Below are 17,859 nucleotides of genomic sequence, written 5' to 3'. Positions count from 1 at the left end.
AGGGCTCCCTTCGCAATGTGACGGTGACGATACGGACGCCCGACAGGTTGAACCAAGCTGCGACACAAGGGGGAGTCGACACTACAAAGCGCTACCTAACCCACGTTCGATGGCCGCTTGGTCTCACCGTTTGGCAGCCTGACTCGCAGGTTTGCGGCTGTCTCGCATGCATTGAGCACGTCGTCCGGGGTGGAGTCGTCGGGGACGATCATGATCCAACGTTCACTCGAATGGGCGTGTGATTGACCTTCGTTGTCACCCGAATGGACCTGGACGTCCTTCGCTTCCACCTCGACCACATCGGGCCGCCGAAGGTTCAGGGATTCCAAGGCGGCGTCGGCAACGACGCCCGGCGCTACGCCGAGTGCGGCGGCCAACCCGAGGATCGTCTTCGTGCGAGGGAAGTCCTGCATGGGGCGGTCCGGGTTGCCTAGGTGAAAGATGCTGGTCGGAGCGGCTTCCCCCTTCGATACGGCGCGGTCGACGAGTTGCCGCCAAGTCAGCCCTTCCTCGTCCTTCACCTTGTTGATCAGCTCGCAGAGGTTCACTTCGCCTGGCACCGTCCCGTGCTTCGGTGGGTTAGGACGACCTTACAGGAATTAAAGCGCGTTTAACTGAGCGTGACCGTTGACCTCCGTGTTGAAACCAATTTAACGTGGAGATCAGGCCCGGCCACGCCCCTTCAACCAGGGATCTTTTCGCGAACGCCCCCCAGCGGCGTCCGTGCAGACCACCCATGCAGAACACCCACAGGAGTTAGACGTGGCTACTTACGTACGCGCCTGTGACGCTAGCGCACTACGAAAGTTGGTAGAGGCAACCGGTCGGCACGCGGACGTCGCCTTCCGCGCCGGGATCTCGCCGGTACGACTGAGCCAGATTCTCGGCGGCGCTTCGCCGGTGATCCCGCTCCAGCAGGCCGCGAAGCTCGAAGACGTTCTCGGTGTTCCGCACGGCACCCTGTTCGTCCTGGACGACCCTGGAGCCAGCGAGTTGATCGGCCCGTACCTTCCTCGGCCGGACGTCGAAGGCGACGGGGCGGAGACGGGTGCGGCATGAGCGAGCAGCCCGCCCGTTCGCTGCTCACAGACGAGGACCTGGAGCGGCTCGGGATCACTCGCGACCTTGCCGACTACGTGGCCGACCTTGCCGACCAGCACGGCCCTCTCACCCCGGAGCAGCAGGACCGATTGGTGGTCTTGCTGCGGCCGGACCCCACTGAGCACCTGGCCCGTGGCGCGTAGCGGGCCGGGTTTGCGGAGCTGGCCGACGCCGTGCCCCGAACCGCGTCGGCCAGCTCCGATCACCGCAACGGAATGGGAGTCCCGCGATGACCACCACTGAGTATGCCGATCAAGCCCCACACGATGAGGGTCCTGTGGGCAAGCACGTGCTTCGGCCCGAGGACGAGTGCACGCGGCGGGATGCCGTGACGCTGTACGGCTGGATCACCGACTTCGTGATGCCTCTGCCGCTGAAACACGAGCCGCCGCGCCACTGGAACGGACGGGTCGCCTGATGGGCGCCCGACTGATCACCCCGACGCCGACCGGCAAGCATGCCCGGCTCAGCCTCGCGGACCGCATCCACTCGGCGCTGTCTCGCCTGCTGGAGGCGGCGCGCGAGGTACCCACGACGTTTGCTGTCCTGCTCGTCGCGACGGCCTGTGTCGGCGTGGCGCTTGGTCTCGTCCTGGCGGGGGCCTTGTTGTGACCAACCTGCACGAGGAGACCGAGCTCATGCCCGAGCAGACCGAGACACCGGCCATGCCAACGTCCGAGATGCCGGAGGTGGAAGAGCCCACAGTGGACCTCCGCTACGACGACAACACACCGATCTTCAATGGCACGGTGGACGACCTGCGCGATCAGCTCACATCGCTGACCGGCGAGCAGGCCGAGGACACCGATGGCGACGACAGCAGCGAGCGTGATCAGAACTGACGGCGACCCGTAACCGAACCCACAACTGTCCCGGCGGTTGCGGCCGACAGGTCAAGCATGCGTTCTTCGCGTGCCGAACCTGCTGGCTGCGGCTGCCGGGAGTGCTCCGGCAAGCGATCACCGAGGCGAACAAGCCGAAGACCACTGCGCGCTCCGTCGCCATGTACGACGCGCACGAGTGGTTCCGCACCAACCCACTCGACGTTCGGTCAGGTGATCAATGATTGCCGACTGCGCTCTATCACTTCACCTGTCGGCACGGAGCCCGTGCCATCCAGCGCAGCAAGCAACTACGCCCGAACCATCATCCACTGCTGGGTACGGCACTGGTCTGGCTGACCGACCTTCCCGATCCTGACCGCTGGGGCCTGGGACTCACGTCGAACTGGATCACCTGTGACCGCACCGCTATGCGCGTGTGTGTGCCCGTCACTGCCGGGATCGTGCGCTGGCGGGCCTGGGCGCTGTGGCACCAGGTCCCGCGCGTCCTTGCCGAAGCGCTGGAGGACGACGGGCGGCCTGATCACTGGTGGGTCGCCGAGGTCCCGTTGAGTGTCAGCACGATCACCGATGCCAATGCTCCTGCACTACGAACGGGAGGGGCACGTGGCTAAGCGCGGACTCGTGGACGTCCCGGTCGTGCTACCGGCCAGCGCATCCCGCGATGATTGGGAGTTCGCCCGCACCTTCGGACTCGGCGGTTCGGACGTTGCCGCCGCATGTGGCCTGAACCCGTGGAAGACACCGTTCCAGCTCTGGCTGGAGAAGACCCGGCGGATCAATCCGGAGTTCGACGATGCAACCACCGAGCGCATGTACTGGGGCAACGTGCTGGAACCCGTGCTGCTGCGGGAATGGGACGAGCGGCACACCGAGTACATCCTGACCGGCGGCGAAGGGATCTACTCCGACCGCGAGCACGAATGGATGCTCGCCAACGTCGACGGACTGGCCTGGCATCCCTCCGGCGAGCTAGCCGGGATCGTCGAAGCCAAGACCGGCGGGCACCGTGCGGCCGAGGACTGGGCCGACGACAAGGTTCCCATCCACTACGTATGCCAGGCCCAGTGGTACATGCGCCTGCTCGACGCACCCCGGACGTTCATGGTGGCACTGCTCGACACCAACACCTACCTGGAACGCGAGATCGAGCGCGACGAGGACCTGATCACCGACCTCGCCGACGCCGCCACCGAGTTCTGGGGCTACGTCCAACGCGACGAGCCCCCGCCGTCAGACGGTTCCGAAGCCACTCGCAAGGCGCTGTCGCGCTGGCCCTCGGTGCCGGACGAGACTGCCGAGCTGGACCCGCTGTGGCACAAGCACATCGGCCGCCGCCACGAGCTGAGCGAGCAGATCAAGGCCCTGGAGGCCGAGCGCACGATCATCGACAACGAGCTGCGCGCCGCGATGGGCGAAGCCGAGGTCGCCGAGATCGACGGGCAGAAGGTCGCCAGCCACAAGGCCCCCGCCAAGCCCTCGCGGTCGGTGGACTACGAGGCGTTCATCGCCGAGCAGCCCGATCTCTACGCCCAGTACGTCACCGAGCGACCGGCGGGCCGCCGACTCACCTACACCAGCACGACAGCCAGGAGGGATCAGCTGTAAGCAACGCCAACACCAAGGCCGCGCTCGCCCAGCGCAAGACCGCAGGCAACGGCGGAGGCAGCGGAGACCTCCGCACGCTCATCGAGCGGCAGAAGCCGGAGATCGCACGGGCACTGACCGGCACGGCGCTGGACCCGGAGCGCTTCACCCGCGTGGCGTTGACGGTCGTCCGGCAAAGCGCGGACCTCCAGCGCTGCCGACCGGAATCACTGCTCGGCGCGCTGATGACCTCGGCCCAGCTCGGCCTGGAGCCCGGCCCGCTCGGCGAGGCGTACCTGGTGCCCTACGGCGACCAGGTGACCTTCATCCCCGGCTATCGCGGCCTGATCAAGCTGGCATGGAACAGCGGGCAGCTCCGCAACATCTCGGCCCGCGTCGTCCACGAGGAAGACGAGTTCGAGTACTCCTACGGCCTGCACCCGGACCTGATCCACAAGCCCGCGCGGGGAGCCCGCGGTGGCATCACCGATGTCTACGCCGCCGCCACGTTGCTCGACGGCGGCGCGGAGTTCGAGGTCATGAGCGTCGATGCGGTGGAGGCCATCCGGGGCCGGTCCCGCGCGGGCAAGAAGGGGCCCTGGGTCACCGACTGGGAAGCGATGGCCCGCAAGACCGCTGTGCGCCAGCTCGCGAAGTGGCTGCCGATGGCCACCGTGATGAACCGCGCGATCGCCGCCGAGGGCTCGGTCCGTACCGACCTGGACGCCGGGGCACTCGAAGACCTCGCCATCGACGGGGAGGTGATCGACACCGAGACCGACGACGCCGACGACGAACCCGCTACCGACGAGGCCCAACCCGAGGAGCAAGCCACCCCATGAAGCGAGCCACTGACGCCGTCCGCCTCATCACCGCGATCCTGCTCGGCATCAGCGCCGGGATCAGCCTGGCGCACAACGTGCGCGCATTGGTCCGGGACGAGGAGGCGGCCGTGACCAAGGAGCGAGCATGACCGATCAGACCGACCAGACCGAGCGCACCGAGCCACGCGACTTCGCCGCGTTCCTGATGGAGCACCGCCGGGGCAAGACGCACCAGGAGCTATCCGAAGCCCTGCGCGATCTCGTGCTCTCGGTGGAGGACACCCGCAAGGCCGGGCGGATCACATACACCCTCACGATCAAGCCGCAGGAGCGCACGCCCGGCGCTGTGATGGTCGCTGACCAGATCAAGTGCTCGTTGCCCGAGCACGACCGCTCCGAGTCCATCTTCTTCGCCACCGGTTCCGGCGAACTCGTCCGCAACGACCCGCGCCAAACGGCGCTGTTCAGCGAGTAGGAGGCCCACCCCATGACCGATGCCGTCAGCCAGGCGACCGCTCAGATCGTCGCCGACATGCAGCGCCGCGCCGACGCCGGTTCCCCGCCCGCACCCTACGATCTTGATCCTGAGTCCTCGGTGGTCGTGCGCACCTTGCGCGAAGACGAGCGCCTGGACGTCACCAACCTCGAAGAACTGCTCGACCGGCCACGCCGTCCGCGTGGCACCGCCTTGCTGACCGATCCCTCGGACTTCGCCACCTACGTCCGCCGGCTGTCCACCACCGCAACGACGGTGTGGGCCGACGATGACGATCGCACTGTCACCGCGACGTTCAACGACCATCTCGACGGCGAGCAGGCCGGATGGCGCGATCACCGCGCCTTCCTGCGGGTACAGCGCGACGAGGACTGGTCGGCCTGGCTGGAGCGCAATAGCACGCTGATGGACCAGGAAGTCTTCGCCGAGCACCTGGAGGACCGCGCGCACACGGTGACCAACCCGGACGCCGCGACGATGCTGGAGGTCGCTCTGACCTTCCAGGCCCGGCGCAACGCCTCGTTCAGCCGGGGCACCCGCTTGGACTCCGGAGACGTACAGCTCTCCTGGCAGGAGGAGACCACGGCCAAGGCCGGAGCCTCCGGCAAGCTCGAAGTGCCCGAAGAGTTCACGATCACCGTCGCCCCGTTCCTCGGCCTCACGGCCGTACCGGTCACCGCCCGACTGCGCTGGCGTATCCGGGACGGCCAACTCTTCATCGGCTACCGGCTGCACCGCCCGGATCTGGTGGAGCGCACCGCGTTCGGCGAAATCCGTTCGATGCTCGCCAATGAGCTGGAGGCCCCGGTCCTGCTCGGCCACGCACCAAGCGCTTTCGGGCGCTACTGAACCACCACGAACTGACGGGGGAACGGCCCGAGTGCCACGGATTCGCACCATCAAGCCTGACTTCTTCAAGTCCGAGGACGTGAGCCAACTGCCCATGCGGACGCGGCTCACGTGGATCGGCCTGTGGACCCACACGGATGACCACGGCCGCGCCAAAGACAACGTGAAGCTGATCAAGGCTGAGGTCTGGCCGCTGGACGACGTGTCCATCCGCGACATCGAGATCGACCTGAATACCCTTGCGGATCGTGGGTTGATCGTGCGGTACACCGTCGCCGGTCGCCGTTACCTCGCGGTGCGGAACTGGCACCGTCACCAGAGCATCAATCGGCCGGGCACGTCGAAACATCCGCGACCGCCGGAATTCGTCGGCGTGCCCGGCCCGGACGAACCGGGCCACTGCCCCCTCTGCTGGTACGCGATACCGCCCCCGGATAGCACCCTTCCCGACGACTCAGTGAGCGATCACGGAGCGCGCACTGAGGACTCAGTGAAACAGGCACCCGAACCTGCGGATCACTCCTCTGAGGACATATCGGCAGGCCAACCCACTCACGGAGCCCTCACTGAGAACTCCGTGAGCGATCACGGAGGACTCACGCCAGGAAAGGAACAGGGAAGGGAAAGGAACAGGGAGGGGAGGCGCGCACGTGCGCGCGAGGCCCCCCGTCCCCCAACGCCTCCAACCGAACGCCCACCGGATCGCTGCATCGACCACGAGCACGACCCCGACCCGCCGCGCTGCGGAGCCTGCGCCCGAGCACGCGAAGCCGCGCAGCGTTGGGACGCCGGGGCCATCGAACGCGAGCAGGCCCGCTGGTCCGAGCAGGCACACGAACGGGCCGTCACCAGGTCGCAGGCCATCACCGCGTGCTCGTTGTGCGACGAAAACGGCTACGCCGGTACACGCCTCTGCGACCACGACCCACAGGCCGCCGACCGTCGCAGCGCGGCATGGCCTTGGTCCGGGCCGCCCTACGCAAGAAGGACCCCGACCCGCCGAGCACCGAGAGGCAGGCGTCATGACCGACTACCCGAATTCGACCCCGGACGTGCTGATCGGCGATCTTCGCCAGCGTGCCGACGATCACCTCAGCAGGGCCGCGCGCTACGCCAGCCCGACCGACACCATGACCGCCGCGCTGCTCGGCTGTGGGTACGCGCTGTGCGCGCTCTACGACCAGCGCGCCGTGGTGGCCGCCGAGATCGTGGACGGCCCCGACGAAGCCGAGGCCCGCGCCGAGCGGCTTGCCTTCGAGGAGTGGGGACCGGCGTGAGCAGGCGGATCAAGGCCCGTACGCGAGCCGAGATCGGCCGCGCGAACCGGGACAAGGGCATCCGGGCCGAGCGCGATGTTGGCCGGTACCTGCGGGTGCATGGCTGGCCGGAGGCCGAGCGCAAGTCCGACAACGGCTGGCGCAGTTCCGACCGCGAGTCGGCCGACCTCGGCGACATCCGGGGCACGCCCCGCCTGGTCTGGCAGGTCAAGGCGCGCAGCGATCTGTCCACCCTGGACATCACGCGCATCCTCGCCCAGGCCACCGAGCAAGCGGTTGCGGCCGGAGCCGACTACGGCATGGTCGTCCAGCGGCGCGACGGCAAGTCCGATCCCGGCACATGGTGGGTCTGGCTGCCCGTCGGCGACCTGGCCAGCCTCGTGGCCGCCGGGCACGAGAACTGGCCGGCGGTGCTCGACCGCGCACTTCAGGCTCCGGCGCGTCTGGAGCTGGCGGACCTGGTGCCGCTGCTGCACGCGGCGGGCTACGGGGAGGCTGAGGCCGCATGACCTGGCTGAAGATCCTCCTCGTCGCGGCATCCGTCGTCTGCTTCCTGGTCATCGCGACAGCGTGGGCGAGCACCCGATGAGCGCCCACACTCCCTTGCCCCGGCTCGCCGCGATCGGCTTCACGCTGCTCATCGCCGGAGTCGTCGCGGCCGTGTGGACCGGCGACTGGATCTGGCTGCTGCTCGGCTTCGCCGCGCTGCTGACAGCCGCCGTATGGTCGGCCGCCGAGAGCGGTGGTCGGGATGGCTGAGCACACCTGCGTCACTGGCTGCGGGCGCCCGACTCAGGACATGCTCTGCTCCGGCTGCCTCGGCGAGCTGACAGCCGCCCTGCGTGAGCTGGTGGACGACGGCCAAGGCGGACGCGGCCTGATCGCCGAGCTGGGCGTCACGTTGTCCCGCCAGCACGTGATGGCCTCCGGCGCAGGCGTGGTGGCGCACTCGGCTACCCAGCCAATGCCTTTCCACGCGGCAGCTAGCGAGATGAGCTGGGTTCTGGCGAACACGATCTCGACCTGGGCGCGCGATGTCCACGAGTGCAACCCGCACCTACTCCCGCCCGCGGGATCCACTGCGGGCACGGTCGCGTGGTTGCTCGGCCTGCCCGGACTGCTCGCACTTCACCCAGCCGCCGACGAACTGCACGACGAGATCACCCACGTTGTCGCTCGCGTCCGCCGGGTCATCGACCGGCCGCCGGACCGGATCTACGCCGGACCCTGCGATGCGCAGGTGGAGGGCGAGAAGTGTCCCGACCACCTCTACGCCCGCCCCGGCGTGAGCCGGGTGGCCTGCGGAAGCTGTGGCACCGAACACGACGTGGACGAGCGTCGGAACTGGATGATCGGCTACGCCGCCGACCTCCGAGTGACCGCGACGGTAGCGCTGGGCTGGGCGCGGCTACTGCTGGACAAGACCATCCCGCGCGGCACCTGGGACTCCTGGGTCAGCCGAGGCCGCATCGTTGCCCACGGCACCGACGCGCGAGGTCGCCCCGTGTTCCGGTTCGGCGACGTGCGCGACCTCGCAGTTACCTACGTGAGTAAGCCGCGACACGCGGCCTGAGCTTGCGTGCTGGCTGGCCTGCATGCAAGATCGGGGTTATCAGGTTCGAGGAGTGTGGCTCAGCCCCCTCACCTGATAACCCCGCTTATCAGTTCACCGGCTCCACGGTCTTGATCCCGAGCGTCTTGCCCTGGTTGTCCAGCAGCTCGACGCGGTACGACCGATCCTCCACTCCGGCGATGTCCTCCAGGCGGAACGTCTCCGGCATCTCGTAGTCGGGCGCGACGGCCGTCCGGCTGGCCTCGGTCCAGCCGTCCGCGTCGTTGTCGTAGACGTGGACGACCAGCAGGGTCGGGAAGCTGAACCGCTCACCCACCGCGTAGCGGCGCACGGTGTCCTCAGCCAGGACTACAGTGTTGCCCGCGTACCCGGCAGGCAGCTTGCCCTCGTTGATCAACTGGTGCACGTGCGACCGGTTGTACCCAAGGATCTCGGCCGCCTCGGTCACCGAAACGAGCCTGGGCAGAAGCGGGTCACGTACCATCCGGGGGTCTCCCTGCTGTCTTGCTGACACACGATTGCAGGAAGACACGATAGCCCCGGCCGCGACGCGACCGGGGCTGTCGCCTGTCACAGGGTGTTCACCTCCTAGATGAAGATCGGGATGCGGCACGCCTGCTCGGCGTCCGGTGAGAGCAGGAAGATCGGCAGGACCTCGCGACCTTCCCGGCGAGCCCGGTAGACCCGGTGCCAGCCGTCGATCACCATCACGGACCGGTTGCCGCTGTCGTCGTGCTCCGGGGCCAGCGGCGCGGCGATGATCGGCTTATTGAGGTCGGTCGTCATCGCGTACTCGGGGTCCACCTCGATCTGGACCAGCCGCAGCTTGCCCGGCTCGGGCGGCGCGAGCGGCAGAAGGTGGTCTAGGCCCGTGATGGAGACCTCCGGGTGGAGCCGCGCAGCGTCCCAATCGGTCCTGATCAACTCCTGTGCACGGTCCTTGCACCACTTCCAGATCAGGAACCCGAAGGTCTGGCACCCCGCGTGCGTCGGCGAGTGAATCACTTGGCCCCCTCCGACTCGATCGGCCGGATCGGACCGGTGATGTTCTCGGCGAGCTTGCGGTAGAGCGTCCAGATGTTGACCCGCGACTCCAGCGGCATCGGGACGCCCATGCGCTGTTGGAAGTGGTTCATTGCCCGCTTGACCACGCTCTGCCAGCGGTCCGTGCCGATCAGCAGCGCGCACCACTCGCACGCCGCCCAATCGCCCGTGCTGAAACCGTTCGGCGTGTTCGGCGTTGTGAAATCCCGTGCGGGCACAAGGAACTTGGGCACCTCTCCGGTGCAGAAATCGCAGTGCCCACGCCAGTCGACCGGAGCCTGGATCGGGACCGGTTCGTGGTTGATGTCCTTGCCATCCATCGCGTCCGAGATCGTGTGCAGGTAGGTCACGCCGTCCTCGTTGGTGAACGCATCCAGCGCGAGGTTGCACACCTCGCAGATGATCGGTTGGCTCACGACCAGCCCTCCTCGTCGGCGATCTCGAACAGCAGCGCGGCGATGCTGCCGTCACCTTCGTTGTGGTCCTTGACCAGATCGGCGACTGTGAGGTCTGCCAGCGCCTGAACCTCGGGCACGGTGTAGTCCACCCGCGAGCGTGGGTTCTCTTTTGCAGCCATCGCGATCGCACGCTCTCCGAACAGCGCAGCGATCTTCCGCCGGACCTCCTGCGGGTCCACGGGATCAGTCATCGGTCTGTTCCTTCTTGAAGGTTGCGGCGAGCGCCGAGGACATCGCTCGGAGCGCGCCCTCGGCCTCGTCCATCTGGGATTTCGGGGCGCACCACTGGAGAAAAAGCTCCGGAGTGATGCGGACGGGGTGGGTCCGGCCGTCGCCGAACACCACCACCCCGTCGATTCGAATGCGGGCCGTCATTCGCACTCCTCGAACCAGTTCGGGGAATGCGCGCCGTCGACCTGGCGGTGCAGCTTGTCCAGGTGGTCGTCGAATTCCTCGCGGGAGTCGAACTCACCCGCCTCGTACCGCTCGAACAGCTCTCGCGGCGGCTCATAGGCGCACTTCAGGCACCACACCGGAACCGGTGCCGGGTGCCGGGCGGCGGCCCGTTCAGCCGCCGCCCGCACTGGGTGCTCCTCGTTCCAGCCGCATGGGCAGTACGCGACGAACGTTCCGCCCATGAGATCGACCGTGGGGTCGCAGGACATTAGGACTCCTCGCGGGGAGTTCCGTCCTGCCACCTGTTTCCCTGGAAGCGGTCGATGCCCTCGCGGTAACCGGCCTCGAAGTCCGGGCCGGAGTACGAGTGCGCGTCGATGCCGCCCATCGGGTTGCCGCCGTACGCCTCGGCGAAATTCGCCGCGTCCCATCCTCGGTCGATCCCGGCGGCGCGTGCCTCATCGGCTGCCGCCTGCCGAATCGCCGGTCGTGGCCGGATGTTCCGGCCCCGTCGCAACTTCATGGGTAGTGCCTCCCTGCATTGTTGGGGTGCTGCCTTGCTGACAGACCCAGAATGCAGACCACTTACGATGTTTGTCTATTTAATGTGTTCTGTATCACTTTAATAAGACAATCATCTGATCAATGGTTAATGTTGGTGATGTCAGCAAGACAGCAACCAACACCCCAGGGAGAGCCCTCGATGGCCCATGAGCTGGAAAAACTTGCCGATGGCAGCTATGCCTTTGCCGCTGCCCGTGAGCCCGGTTGGCACCGGTTGGGCACCGTTGCCCCCGGCCCTATGACTGCCCAGGAAGTGCTGGACCTGGCACGTCTGTCCGGGTGGAACATCCGGAAATCGCTGGGCCTAACCGCTGTGGTTCCATCCGGTCGGTGCCTGGAGTGCAACCGTGCCGTTGGTGCCAAACACACTGTGAAGTGCCCCGTGCTTCAGGACCCGGACCGCACTGGAGACAAGGAAGTCTTCGAAGAGGACACCGCCCAGCTCCTAGAGGTTCCGGGGTGGTACAGCACTTACCGCACCGTGCCTATCAGTGGTGAGCTTCAGCCGTTGGGCATCGTGTCGGGTGTCTACCCGGTCATTCAGCCGGAGCAGTTCGCAGAGTTCATGCAGGCCATTGTGGACACTTCGGGGGCCGTGTTCGACACCGGAGGATCGCTCCGTGATGGTAGGGACATCTTCCTGACCATGCAGCTGCCGGAGTCGATCAAGATAGGTGGCACCGATGACATCGGCCTCTACTTGGCCGGTTTCAACAACTACAGTGGTCAGGGCAAGCTCAAGGTGGTGACCACCCCTGTCCGGGTGGTATGTGCCAACACTGAGAGAGCCGCACTCCGGAACTTCCGCAGTGAGTACACCTACTGGCACAGTTCGGGTCTGGAAGGCAAGCTCCAGAAGGCCCGAGAGGCACTAAAGATCAACTTCGACTGGACCGAGGTGTTCAAGGCCGAAGCTGAATCCATGATCAACACCAAGATGAACAATGATCAGTTCGGTGAGTTGATCAAGGCCGTCTGGCCGGACAAGTTCGAAAAGCCTCTCGATGACTGGAAGAGGCCCGAGCAGGAACACTGGGAGATCCTGTCCGGACTGTTCAAGTCCGCCGACACCCAGGAAAACATCCGGGGCACCGTGTGGGCCGGTTACAACTCGATCACTGAGTACCTGGATTGGTTCGTGCCCGTGGTGGGTGTCGACACCCCGGAAGCCAGGGAGATCGCTCGGGCCGACCGGAGCTTTGCCGGTCAATACAATGACCTGAAGCACAAAGCTTTCTCCCGTGCACTCGACATCGTGGCCGCCAAGTGACCGGGCCGACCAAACAGAGCCTCCCTGCCGTTCGGCTAGGGGGGCTCTGCCCGTTCCGGGGTAGTGGGGTACCGGGTGTAATTCCGGTGCCCCACAGGCCCGTTCGGGGGTGTATTTCGGCCCCCGGTAGGTCCTTGCCTGTGGTGTATTTCCGTTGCCCTACAGGGCAGTCAGGGGGTTGGGCATGCCGTACCGTGCCGCTGCCCCCTGCACAGTGCCCGGATGTGGTGAGGCTGCCCCCAGGGGTGGCCGTTGTGCTGGCCATGCCCAGCAGGCAGCAAGCCGCAGAAGGGCCGACCCTGCACAGCAGGGATACCGCACACCGGGGCACCGTGCATTTCGGTCCACTGTGCTCACTCGTGACCCCATGTGCAGGTGCCCGGATGCACAGTGCCCGCACCATCCGGGCCGACCGTGTGAGCATCCCTCCACAGTGGCCGATCACTGGCCGGTCACCCGTAGGGCACTCGTTCGGCAGGGGCTCGACCCGGACAGTCCGGAGCACGGTCGGGGCCTCTGCCAGGCATGCCACAACCGACACACCGCCCGTGACCCTGCCACCCGAGGAGGAGGCAGCCAGTGAGCCTGGCCGCGCCCGCCGAGGAGACCGCCGGGAAATCGCCGGCTGCGCTCGCCGACGCCCCCAGGGGGTTACCCCTCCCCCCACCCGGCAGGCCCGATCGTCAGGCAGGCCGAGATGTGTGCTGACAGATTTCGATCACCGTCCGCGCACGCCAGCCGGGGGTGATGACTCTTGGTGATCAATCCGGCCGCTGACCAGGCGGCTCCGATCGTGATCGAGGGGTCTACCCCGTCGGCAGAGATCCGGCAGCACCTAGCCCGCGAGGGCATTCCGGTGCTCCTGGCATTCAGCCGGGGCAAGGATTCGCTGGCCGCGTGGCTGGCACTGCGGGATGCCGGGGTGGAAGTGCGGCCGTTCCATCTGTACCTGGTGCCTGGCTTGGAGTTCGTGGACGAGTCGTTGGCGGACTACGAGCGGTACTTCGGGGTCACGATCCCGCAGCTTCCGCATCCGTCGCTGTTCCGGTGGCTGAACAACCTCACGTTCCAGGTGCCCGAGCGCATCCGGATCATCGAGGCCGCGCAGCTTCCGGAGCCGGACTACGTCGACGTCTCGCGGATGCTGTGCGAGCAGTACTACGACTTGGACCCGAAGGTCACCTTCACCGCCGACGGCATCCGCGCTGCGGATTCGCCGAACCGGCGGACGGCGATCAAGGGTCATGGGGCGGTCCGCGAGCACGTGATCAAGGTCAGCCCGGTGTGGGACTGGCGGATTAAGCACGTCCGGGCGGCCCTGGCAGAGCACAAGTGCCCGCTGCCGATCGACTACGAGTGGTTCAACAGGACCTTCGACGGCCTGGACCTGCGGTTCCTGGAGCCGATCAAGAACAACGCGCCAGCCGACTACGACCGCATCCTGGAGTGGTTCCCGCTGGCGGATCTGGAGCTGTTCCGTGCCGGACTCTAACGACGATGTGATGGCCCAGCTCGCCGGATCGGCCGCTCCGATGGGCGAGTCCAATGAAGACATCCTGGCGCAGCTCAACGCTGAACCGGAGCCGGACCCTCTGGAGAACGTGGAGTACACCGGCGACCTGCCGGAGGACTCCCGCCGGGAACTGACCGCCCTTCAGCAGGGATTCCGAGACAGGGCGAAGCGGGAGGCCGAGCGGTTCCGGCTCGCCACGGACTCGGAGTACTGGATCGCGGTGTGCTTCAAGTCCCGCGAGGACAAGGAAACGTTCCTGCGCAATGCACGGCTGCTGGGCATCGGTGACAAGTACATGGACGGCTACGCCGTGGCACGAGTGCTCGGCGTGCCGATGGAGGACGAGTAAGGAAGGGAGGACGCCATGCGTCGTGCGTTCAGTGTCAGCGGGGCGATGATTCGCGGGGCCGCTCGTCGGCTCGGTATCCGTTCGCCGGGCGCGGCCGGTGGCCGTAGCTCCGCTACCTGATCCCGCCCACTGCGACGAGATCCCCGTCCCCACGCTCCCGGGCGGGGGTCTCGTCGTATCCATCCCAGGCATGAAGGGAGCCGAACATGGGTGCACGCGGGGCCAAGCCGAAGCCGACAGCCCTGAAGGTGCTGCACGGCGACCGCTCCGACCGGATCAACCACGAGGAGCCGCTTCCGCCGGAGGGCGAGGTCACGCCGCCGGAGGAGCTGTCCGACGACGCCCGCGCGGTGTGGAACCGGCTGGCGCCCAGCCTGATCGCGGTCGGCGTGCTCACCCCGTGGGACACCGACGCCTTCGTGATCGTCTGCGAGTCGCTGGCGCGGTATAAGCAGGCGACCAAGCTGGTCAACGGCTCCGCGCTGCTGGTGCAGGGGCCGACCGGCTTTGTGAAGAACCCCGCACTGACGGTGCAGCGCGAGGCCGAGACGACGTTCGCGCAGTACGGCGCTCGGTTCGGGCTCACCCCGTCCGACCGCACGCAGCTCAAGGTGGACGTGGCCTCGGGTCGTTCGGGGGCGGGTGCGGAGCGTCTTCTGTCATGAAGACTTGGTCACGCGCGGAGCGGGCTCGATCAGCTTCAACCCGTCCCGGTTCCTCCTCCAACGGTTGCCTTCCGCATCAATGAAGGCCATCTCCAGGGGTAGGGCTTCCCAAAACCGTTCGAAGAGATCCGTCTCCTCCACCTTAGCTACTGTAAGCGTCTGTTTTCTTGGGTGTTGCCCGGTTGGCGACAACATTGCAAGGAGCGTTACGCGCCCGTTGGGGTACGCCACCTCCACGTTGAAGATCGGCATTGGGCTCGCGTTCATCAAAAATACGAAGCAAACACCAGACCCATCCTCATTGGTTTCCCCTAATGCCGCCCAAGCCGCGACGTGTGCCGCCTGACGTCGGACGTCCTGATCCTGTGCTTCCTTGAGCTGTCTGCTCTGGTTCACACTGGTCTTGTGCGATGCCCACGCAGCCCACGTTGCAGCGGTAAGCGCGAGAGAGGCGATTCCGACCGAGAGCCAGTCGGTGATCTTCGGTCCTTCGTTGGTGATTGCCTGCGCTAGGAGAACGAGCACGGCGCGACCGTACTTCGACTCGACATGCACTGGGGACGGCTGAATGGGTAGGGCTGGTGCGAACGGCCGTACGCGGCTGCCGGAGTGCGGCTTCACCCTCGACGGGAAGTCCTGCCGCAAGCGCGGTAACCACTTCTGCCGCCAGCGGGCGGCGCACGCGGTGGCCTTCTGTGCCGAGCTGTGCGTCCACACCAAGGACAAGTGGGCCAGGCGGCCGTTCGTGCTCTCGACCTGGCAGCGCAGCGACATCATCGAGCCGCTGTTCGGCGAAGTCACCTGGGACCCCGAATGGGAGTCCTACGTCCGCCGATACCAGATCGGCTGGATCGAGCTCGCGCGCAAGAACGGCAAGAGCGAGCTGCTGGCGTTCATCGCGCTCTACCTCCTGGTCGGCGACGACGTGGAGGGCGCGGAGATCTACGGCTGCGCGATGGACCGGGGCCAGGCCGCCAAGGTTTTCGACGTGGCCGCCCGCATGGTCAAGCTCTCCCCGGTGCTCTCGGCGCGGCTGGTGGTCAAGGACCACATCAAACGGATCATCGACGAGCGCACCGGCAGCTACTACGAAGTGGTCGCCGCCGACGCGGCGGGCAACCTCGGCCACAACCCGCACGGCGTGGTCTTCGACGAGGTGCTGACCCAGCGCGACGCCCGGTTGTGGGACGCCATGCGCACCGGCATGGGTACGCGGATGCAACCGCTCATGGTGGCCGCGACCACGGCCGGGGACGACCCGGCCAGCTTCGCCCGCAGCGAGCACAACGAGTGTGTGCGGATCATGGACGACCCGGACCGGGCGCGGCACCGCTTCGCCTACGTGCGCAACGTCCCCGAAGACGCCGACCCCTGGGATGAGCGAAACTGGCCGAAGGCGAACCCGGCGCTGGGCGACTTTCTTTCGATCCGGTCGCTGCGGCAGGAAGCCGAAGAGGCGAAGAACGATCCGAGCAAAGAGAACGCCTTCCGGCAGTACCGGCTCAACCAGTGGGTGCAACAGGCGCATCGCTGGATGCCGATGCCCTGTACCGGCATTGCGCGGGCACGGTCGCCCCGGCCCCGGACTGGCTGCGCGCCGAGCTGGCCGGCCGCCGGGCTTACGGCGGTCTCGACCTCGCCGCCAAGCTCGACATGACCGCGTGGGCGTTGTTCGTGCCCGACGGCCTGGACGGCGTGCCCTCGATGCTGTGGCGGTTCTGGCTGCCCGAAGCGGCCGTGCAGTTCCTCGACGGCCGGACCAACGGGCGGGTCTCGCAGTGGGCCGACGGCGGATGGATCACCGTCACGCCCGGCGACGTCATCGACTACGACGTGATCTACGCCGACGTCGCCGCCGACTGCCGCGACTTCAAGGTCATGGCCGCCGGATACGACGAGTGGTCCGGCGAGCCGGTCCGCCAGGAGATCCAAAAGAAGACGCGGCTTGACCTCGCACCGATCGCCCAGACCTACCGCGGGCTCACGTTCGGCATGACCGAGCTGATGGCGCTCACCAAATCACGCGGCTGGACCCACCACGCCAACCCAGTCGCCGAGTGGAACTTCGACGTGGTGGAAGTGCGCCACCCACCCGGCGACGCCGACCAGCTCCGGCCCGACAAGCCCGACCGCAACGCCGTCGGCAAGCGCATCGACGCCGTACCCACGGCCGCGATGGCGATCACCCGCTGGCGCGAGCTGGCGCAGAAGCACGCGAAGTCCGGCCGCATGGTCGTGCGGTAGTCGGATATACGGGCTCACAGGATTTCGACTTCGAGAAATCTATACGGCGAATTAATTTCGTTCTGCAACTCGTCCGCAGCGGCTTTGAAGAGCGCGACCCGTTTGGTGCGCAGCGGTTTCCATCGGGTCATTCGCGGCCACCCGTATGCACTCTGCACCAGTGTGGCGGCATCCCTTATCTGAATATGCTGCCTGCGGATTACCTTCTGAAAGACCGGCTCCCGACGCCGGTCCTGCCAGTTAAAGAACACGGCTTCTATTTGCAACGGCACGGACGTCACGGCGTCAACTGCTTTGTCTGCGAGCTCGCGCTGTCGATTGGGCATTGCGCCGCGCGCTTGAGCGTGATGGAGCTCCAGAGCAGCTACGCGCTCGTCAAGGATCTTCAGGTGTTCTGAGACCGTGTCCCAGTTGTCCGCCTTCGTCGCAGCGACCATGAGTCGTACCGCAGCCGACATGATGCCGCCCAACGAGGTATCCACAGCACGTTTTGCGCGGGTCGCTTCGAGGACACGATCTTTTCGTGCTTCAAGGTGCGGTTTCGCTACGTACTCAACAAGCAGCGTTACGACCGCAGCAGTGATCGCACTGATCAGAGCGGTCTGAAGTGGCAAAGGAATCGTCACCACGCCTCTCTACCACGCGGCGAAGCTGTCGATCCTGGAAACGAGAGCGGCGTGTGCTAGGCGTCTTCGGCAGCCGCACACGGGACGTACGGCCTGGATTCGGCGGGTTTGGTCCGTACGCAGTCGCCTTGGCGGGTAGTGGCGACGCCACGCTTGCAGATCACCGTGACCTCTGCACCCA

General features: G+C 66.4%; 30 protein-coding genes and 1 pseudogene. 21 read left to right on the top strand and 10 right to left on the bottom strand.

Annotation, left to right across the window (positions count from 1 at the left end):
• Positions 1-95: 95 nt before the first annotated feature.
• On the bottom strand, positions 96-521 hold the full coding sequence (locus BJ970_RS12520; protein ID WP_221467124.1) for a hypothetical protein: 426 nt from the start codon (positions 519-521) through the stop codon (positions 96-98).
• A 241-nt stretch (positions 522-762) separates the two neighbouring features.
• Between BJ970_RS12520 and BJ970_RS12515 the strand changes: the two genes are divergently transcribed.
• The 15 genes and pseudogenes from BJ970_RS12515 to BJ970_RS12450 all read left to right on the top strand — a co-directional run bounded on the left by BJ970_RS12515 (position 763) and on the right by BJ970_RS12450 (position 8,549).
• Positions 763-1,059 carry a helix-turn-helix domain-containing protein gene (locus tag BJ970_RS12515; protein ID WP_184726419.1) on the top strand — a complete coding sequence of 99 codons (297 nt, stop codon included), beginning with the start codon at positions 763-765 and terminating at the stop codon, positions 1,057-1,059.
• Positions 1,056-1,244 carry a hypothetical protein gene (locus BJ970_RS12510; protein WP_184726418.1) on the top strand — a complete coding sequence of 63 codons (189 nt, stop codon included), beginning with the start codon at positions 1,056-1,058 and terminating at the stop codon, positions 1,242-1,244. Before BJ970_RS12515 ends, BJ970_RS12510 begins: the two co-directional genes overlap by 4 nt.
• A gap of 86 nt (positions 1,245-1,330) precedes the next feature.
• The gene (locus tag BJ970_RS12505) at positions 1,331-1,519 is read left to right on the top strand and encodes a hypothetical protein (RefSeq protein ID WP_184726417.1); all 189 of its coding nucleotides are present in this window, start codon (positions 1,331-1,333) and stop codon (positions 1,517-1,519) included.
• Complete coding sequence (locus BJ970_RS12500) at positions 1,519-1,713, top strand: hypothetical protein (RefSeq protein ID WP_184726416.1); 195 nt, start codon at positions 1,519-1,521, stop codon at positions 1,711-1,713. The genes BJ970_RS12505 and BJ970_RS12500 overlap by 1 nt, the downstream gene beginning before the upstream one ends.
• Complete coding sequence (locus BJ970_RS12495; protein ID WP_184726415.1) at positions 1,710-1,943, top strand: hypothetical protein; 234 nt, start codon at positions 1,710-1,712, stop codon at positions 1,941-1,943. The genes BJ970_RS12500 and BJ970_RS12495 overlap by 4 nt, the downstream gene beginning before the upstream one ends.
• A 224-nt stretch (positions 1,944-2,167) precedes the next feature.
• A complete protein-coding gene (locus tag BJ970_RS12490) occupies positions 2,168-2,557 on the top strand; it encodes a hypothetical protein (RefSeq protein WP_184726414.1) in 390 nt (129 codons plus the stop codon).
• On the top strand, positions 2,550-3,551 hold the full coding sequence (locus BJ970_RS39435) for a lambda-exonuclease family protein (RefSeq protein WP_184726413.1): 1,002 nt from the start codon (positions 2,550-2,552) through the stop codon (positions 3,549-3,551). The genes BJ970_RS12490 and BJ970_RS39435 overlap by 8 nt, the downstream gene beginning before the upstream one ends.
• A gap of 23 nt (positions 3,552-3,574) precedes the next feature.
• A pseudogene (locus BJ970_RS39430) lies at positions 3,575-4,372 on the top strand (recombinase RecT); the annotation flags it as partial.
• Complete coding sequence (locus BJ970_RS38835; protein WP_281399440.1) at positions 4,369-4,503, top strand: hypothetical protein; 135 nt, start codon at positions 4,369-4,371, stop codon at positions 4,501-4,503. The pseudogene BJ970_RS39430 and the gene BJ970_RS38835, both read left to right, overlap by 4 nt.
• Positions 4,500-4,829, top strand: a complete 330-nt coding sequence (locus BJ970_RS12475; protein ID WP_184726412.1) for a YfdP family phage-associated protein — start codon at positions 4,500-4,502, stop codon at positions 4,827-4,829. The genes BJ970_RS38835 and BJ970_RS12475 overlap by 4 nt, the downstream gene beginning before the upstream one ends.
• Before the next feature lie 12 nt (positions 4,830-4,841).
• Positions 4,842-5,699 (top strand): DUF2303 family protein, encoded by an 858-nt coding sequence (locus BJ970_RS12470; protein ID WP_184726411.1) that lies wholly within the window; start codon positions 4,842-4,844, stop codon positions 5,697-5,699.
• Positions 5,700-6,721: 1,022 nt separating this feature from the next.
• Positions 6,722-6,976, top strand: coding sequence for a hypothetical protein (locus BJ970_RS12465; RefSeq protein ID WP_184726410.1), 255 nt, complete (start codon positions 6,722-6,724; stop codon positions 6,974-6,976).
• Positions 6,973-7,485 (top strand): hypothetical protein, encoded by a 513-nt coding sequence (locus BJ970_RS12460; protein ID WP_184726409.1) that lies wholly within the window; start codon positions 6,973-6,975, stop codon positions 7,483-7,485. The genes BJ970_RS12465 and BJ970_RS12460 overlap by 4 nt, the downstream gene beginning before the upstream one ends.
• A gap of 76 nt (positions 7,486-7,561) precedes the next feature.
• On the top strand, positions 7,562-7,735 hold the full coding sequence (locus BJ970_RS12455) for a hypothetical protein (protein ID WP_184726408.1): 174 nt from the start codon (positions 7,562-7,564) through the stop codon (positions 7,733-7,735).
• The gene (locus tag BJ970_RS12450) at positions 7,728-8,549 is read left to right on the top strand and encodes a hypothetical protein (protein WP_184726407.1); all 822 of its coding nucleotides are present in this window, start codon (positions 7,728-7,730) and stop codon (positions 8,547-8,549) included. Before BJ970_RS12455 ends, BJ970_RS12450 begins: the two co-directional genes overlap by 8 nt.
• Before the next feature lie 88 nt (positions 8,550-8,637).
• On the opposite strand, the gene BJ970_RS12445 is transcribed toward BJ970_RS12450, so the two are convergent.
• The 7 genes from BJ970_RS12445 to BJ970_RS12415 all read right to left on the bottom strand — a co-directional run bounded on the left by BJ970_RS12445 (position 8,638) and on the right by BJ970_RS12415 (position 10,970).
• Complete coding sequence (locus tag BJ970_RS12445; RefSeq protein WP_184726406.1) at positions 8,638-8,997, bottom strand: helix-turn-helix domain-containing protein; 360 nt, start codon at positions 8,995-8,997, stop codon at positions 8,638-8,640.
• Between the two features lie 140 nt (positions 8,998-9,137).
• Complete coding sequence (locus BJ970_RS12440) at positions 9,138-9,554, bottom strand: hypothetical protein (protein WP_184726405.1); 417 nt, start codon at positions 9,552-9,554, stop codon at positions 9,138-9,140.
• The gene (locus BJ970_RS12435; RefSeq protein ID WP_184726404.1) at positions 9,551-10,009 is read right to left on the bottom strand and encodes a hypothetical protein; all 459 of its coding nucleotides are present in this window, start codon (positions 10,007-10,009) and stop codon (positions 9,551-9,553) included. Before BJ970_RS12435 ends, BJ970_RS12440 begins: the two co-directional genes overlap by 4 nt.
• Positions 10,006-10,242 carry a hypothetical protein gene (locus BJ970_RS12430; protein WP_184726403.1) on the bottom strand — a complete coding sequence of 79 codons (237 nt, stop codon included), beginning with the start codon at positions 10,240-10,242 and terminating at the stop codon, positions 10,006-10,008. Before BJ970_RS12430 ends, BJ970_RS12435 begins: the two co-directional genes overlap by 4 nt.
• The gene (locus BJ970_RS12425) at positions 10,235-10,426 is read right to left on the bottom strand and encodes a hypothetical protein (RefSeq protein ID WP_184726402.1); all 192 of its coding nucleotides are present in this window, start codon (positions 10,424-10,426) and stop codon (positions 10,235-10,237) included. Before BJ970_RS12425 ends, BJ970_RS12430 begins: the two co-directional genes overlap by 8 nt.
• Positions 10,423-10,716: a hypothetical protein gene (locus BJ970_RS12420; RefSeq protein ID WP_184726401.1), complete on the bottom strand. Its 294-nt coding sequence runs from the start codon at positions 10,714-10,716 to the stop codon at positions 10,423-10,425. Before BJ970_RS12420 ends, BJ970_RS12425 begins: the two co-directional genes overlap by 4 nt.
• Positions 10,716-10,970, bottom strand: a complete 255-nt coding sequence (locus tag BJ970_RS12415; RefSeq protein ID WP_184726400.1) for a hypothetical protein — start codon at positions 10,968-10,970, stop codon at positions 10,716-10,718. The genes BJ970_RS12420 and BJ970_RS12415 overlap by 1 nt, the downstream gene beginning before the upstream one ends.
• A gap of 180 nt (positions 10,971-11,150) precedes the next feature.
• Here BJ970_RS12415 and BJ970_RS12410 point away from each other — a divergent pair, with 180 nt between their 5' ends.
• From BJ970_RS12410 to BJ970_RS12395, 4 genes are all read left to right on the top strand, one after another.
• Complete coding sequence (locus BJ970_RS12410) at positions 11,151-12,281, top strand: TIGR03299 family phage/plasmid-derived protein (protein ID WP_184726399.1); 1,131 nt, start codon at positions 11,151-11,153, stop codon at positions 12,279-12,281.
• Positions 12,282-13,038: 757 nt separating this feature from the next.
• Complete coding sequence (locus BJ970_RS12405) at positions 13,039-13,773, top strand: adenine nucleotide alpha hydrolase family protein (protein ID WP_221467123.1); 735 nt, start codon at positions 13,039-13,041, stop codon at positions 13,771-13,773.
• Entirely contained in the window at positions 13,760-14,143 is a 384-nt protein-coding gene (locus BJ970_RS12400) for a hypothetical protein (protein WP_312864223.1), read from the top strand. The genes BJ970_RS12405 and BJ970_RS12400 overlap by 14 nt, the downstream gene beginning before the upstream one ends.
• A gap of 206 nt (positions 14,144-14,349) precedes the next feature.
• Complete coding sequence (locus BJ970_RS12395; protein ID WP_184726398.1) at positions 14,350-14,808, top strand: phage terminase small subunit P27 family; 459 nt, start codon at positions 14,350-14,352, stop codon at positions 14,806-14,808.
• Here BJ970_RS12395 and BJ970_RS12390 read toward each other — a convergent pair.
• A complete protein-coding gene (locus tag BJ970_RS12390) occupies positions 14,803-15,333 on the bottom strand; it encodes a hypothetical protein (protein WP_184726397.1) in 531 nt (176 codons plus the stop codon). The genes BJ970_RS12395 and BJ970_RS12390 overlap by 6 nt on opposite strands.
• Before the next feature lie 43 nt (positions 15,334-15,376).
• Here BJ970_RS12390 and BJ970_RS38830 point away from each other — a divergent pair, with 43 nt between their 5' ends.
• On the top strand, positions 15,377-16,465 hold the full coding sequence (locus BJ970_RS38830) for a terminase large subunit domain-containing protein (RefSeq protein ID WP_281399439.1): 1,089 nt from the start codon (positions 15,377-15,379) through the stop codon (positions 16,463-16,465).
• Complete coding sequence (locus BJ970_RS38825; RefSeq protein ID WP_281399438.1) at positions 16,462-17,052, top strand: terminase large subunit domain-containing protein; 591 nt, start codon at positions 16,462-16,464, stop codon at positions 17,050-17,052. The genes BJ970_RS38830 and BJ970_RS38825 overlap by 4 nt, the downstream gene beginning before the upstream one ends.
• 14 nt (positions 17,053-17,066) lie before the next feature.
• Here BJ970_RS38825 and BJ970_RS12380 read toward each other — a convergent pair whose 3' ends face one another.
• A complete protein-coding gene (locus tag BJ970_RS12380) occupies positions 17,067-17,678 on the bottom strand; it encodes a PIN domain-containing protein (protein ID WP_184726396.1) in 612 nt (203 codons plus the stop codon).
• Between the last annotated feature and the right edge of the window lie 181 nt (positions 17,679-17,859).

The organism is Saccharopolyspora phatthalungensis (assembly GCF_014203395.1).
Classification (GTDB): domain Bacteria; phylum Actinomycetota; class Actinomycetes; order Mycobacteriales; family Pseudonocardiaceae; genus Saccharopolyspora; species Saccharopolyspora phatthalungensis.
The sequence above is the reverse complement of the archived record's forward strand: the minus strand, read 5'-3'. Positions and strand labels throughout refer to the sequence as shown.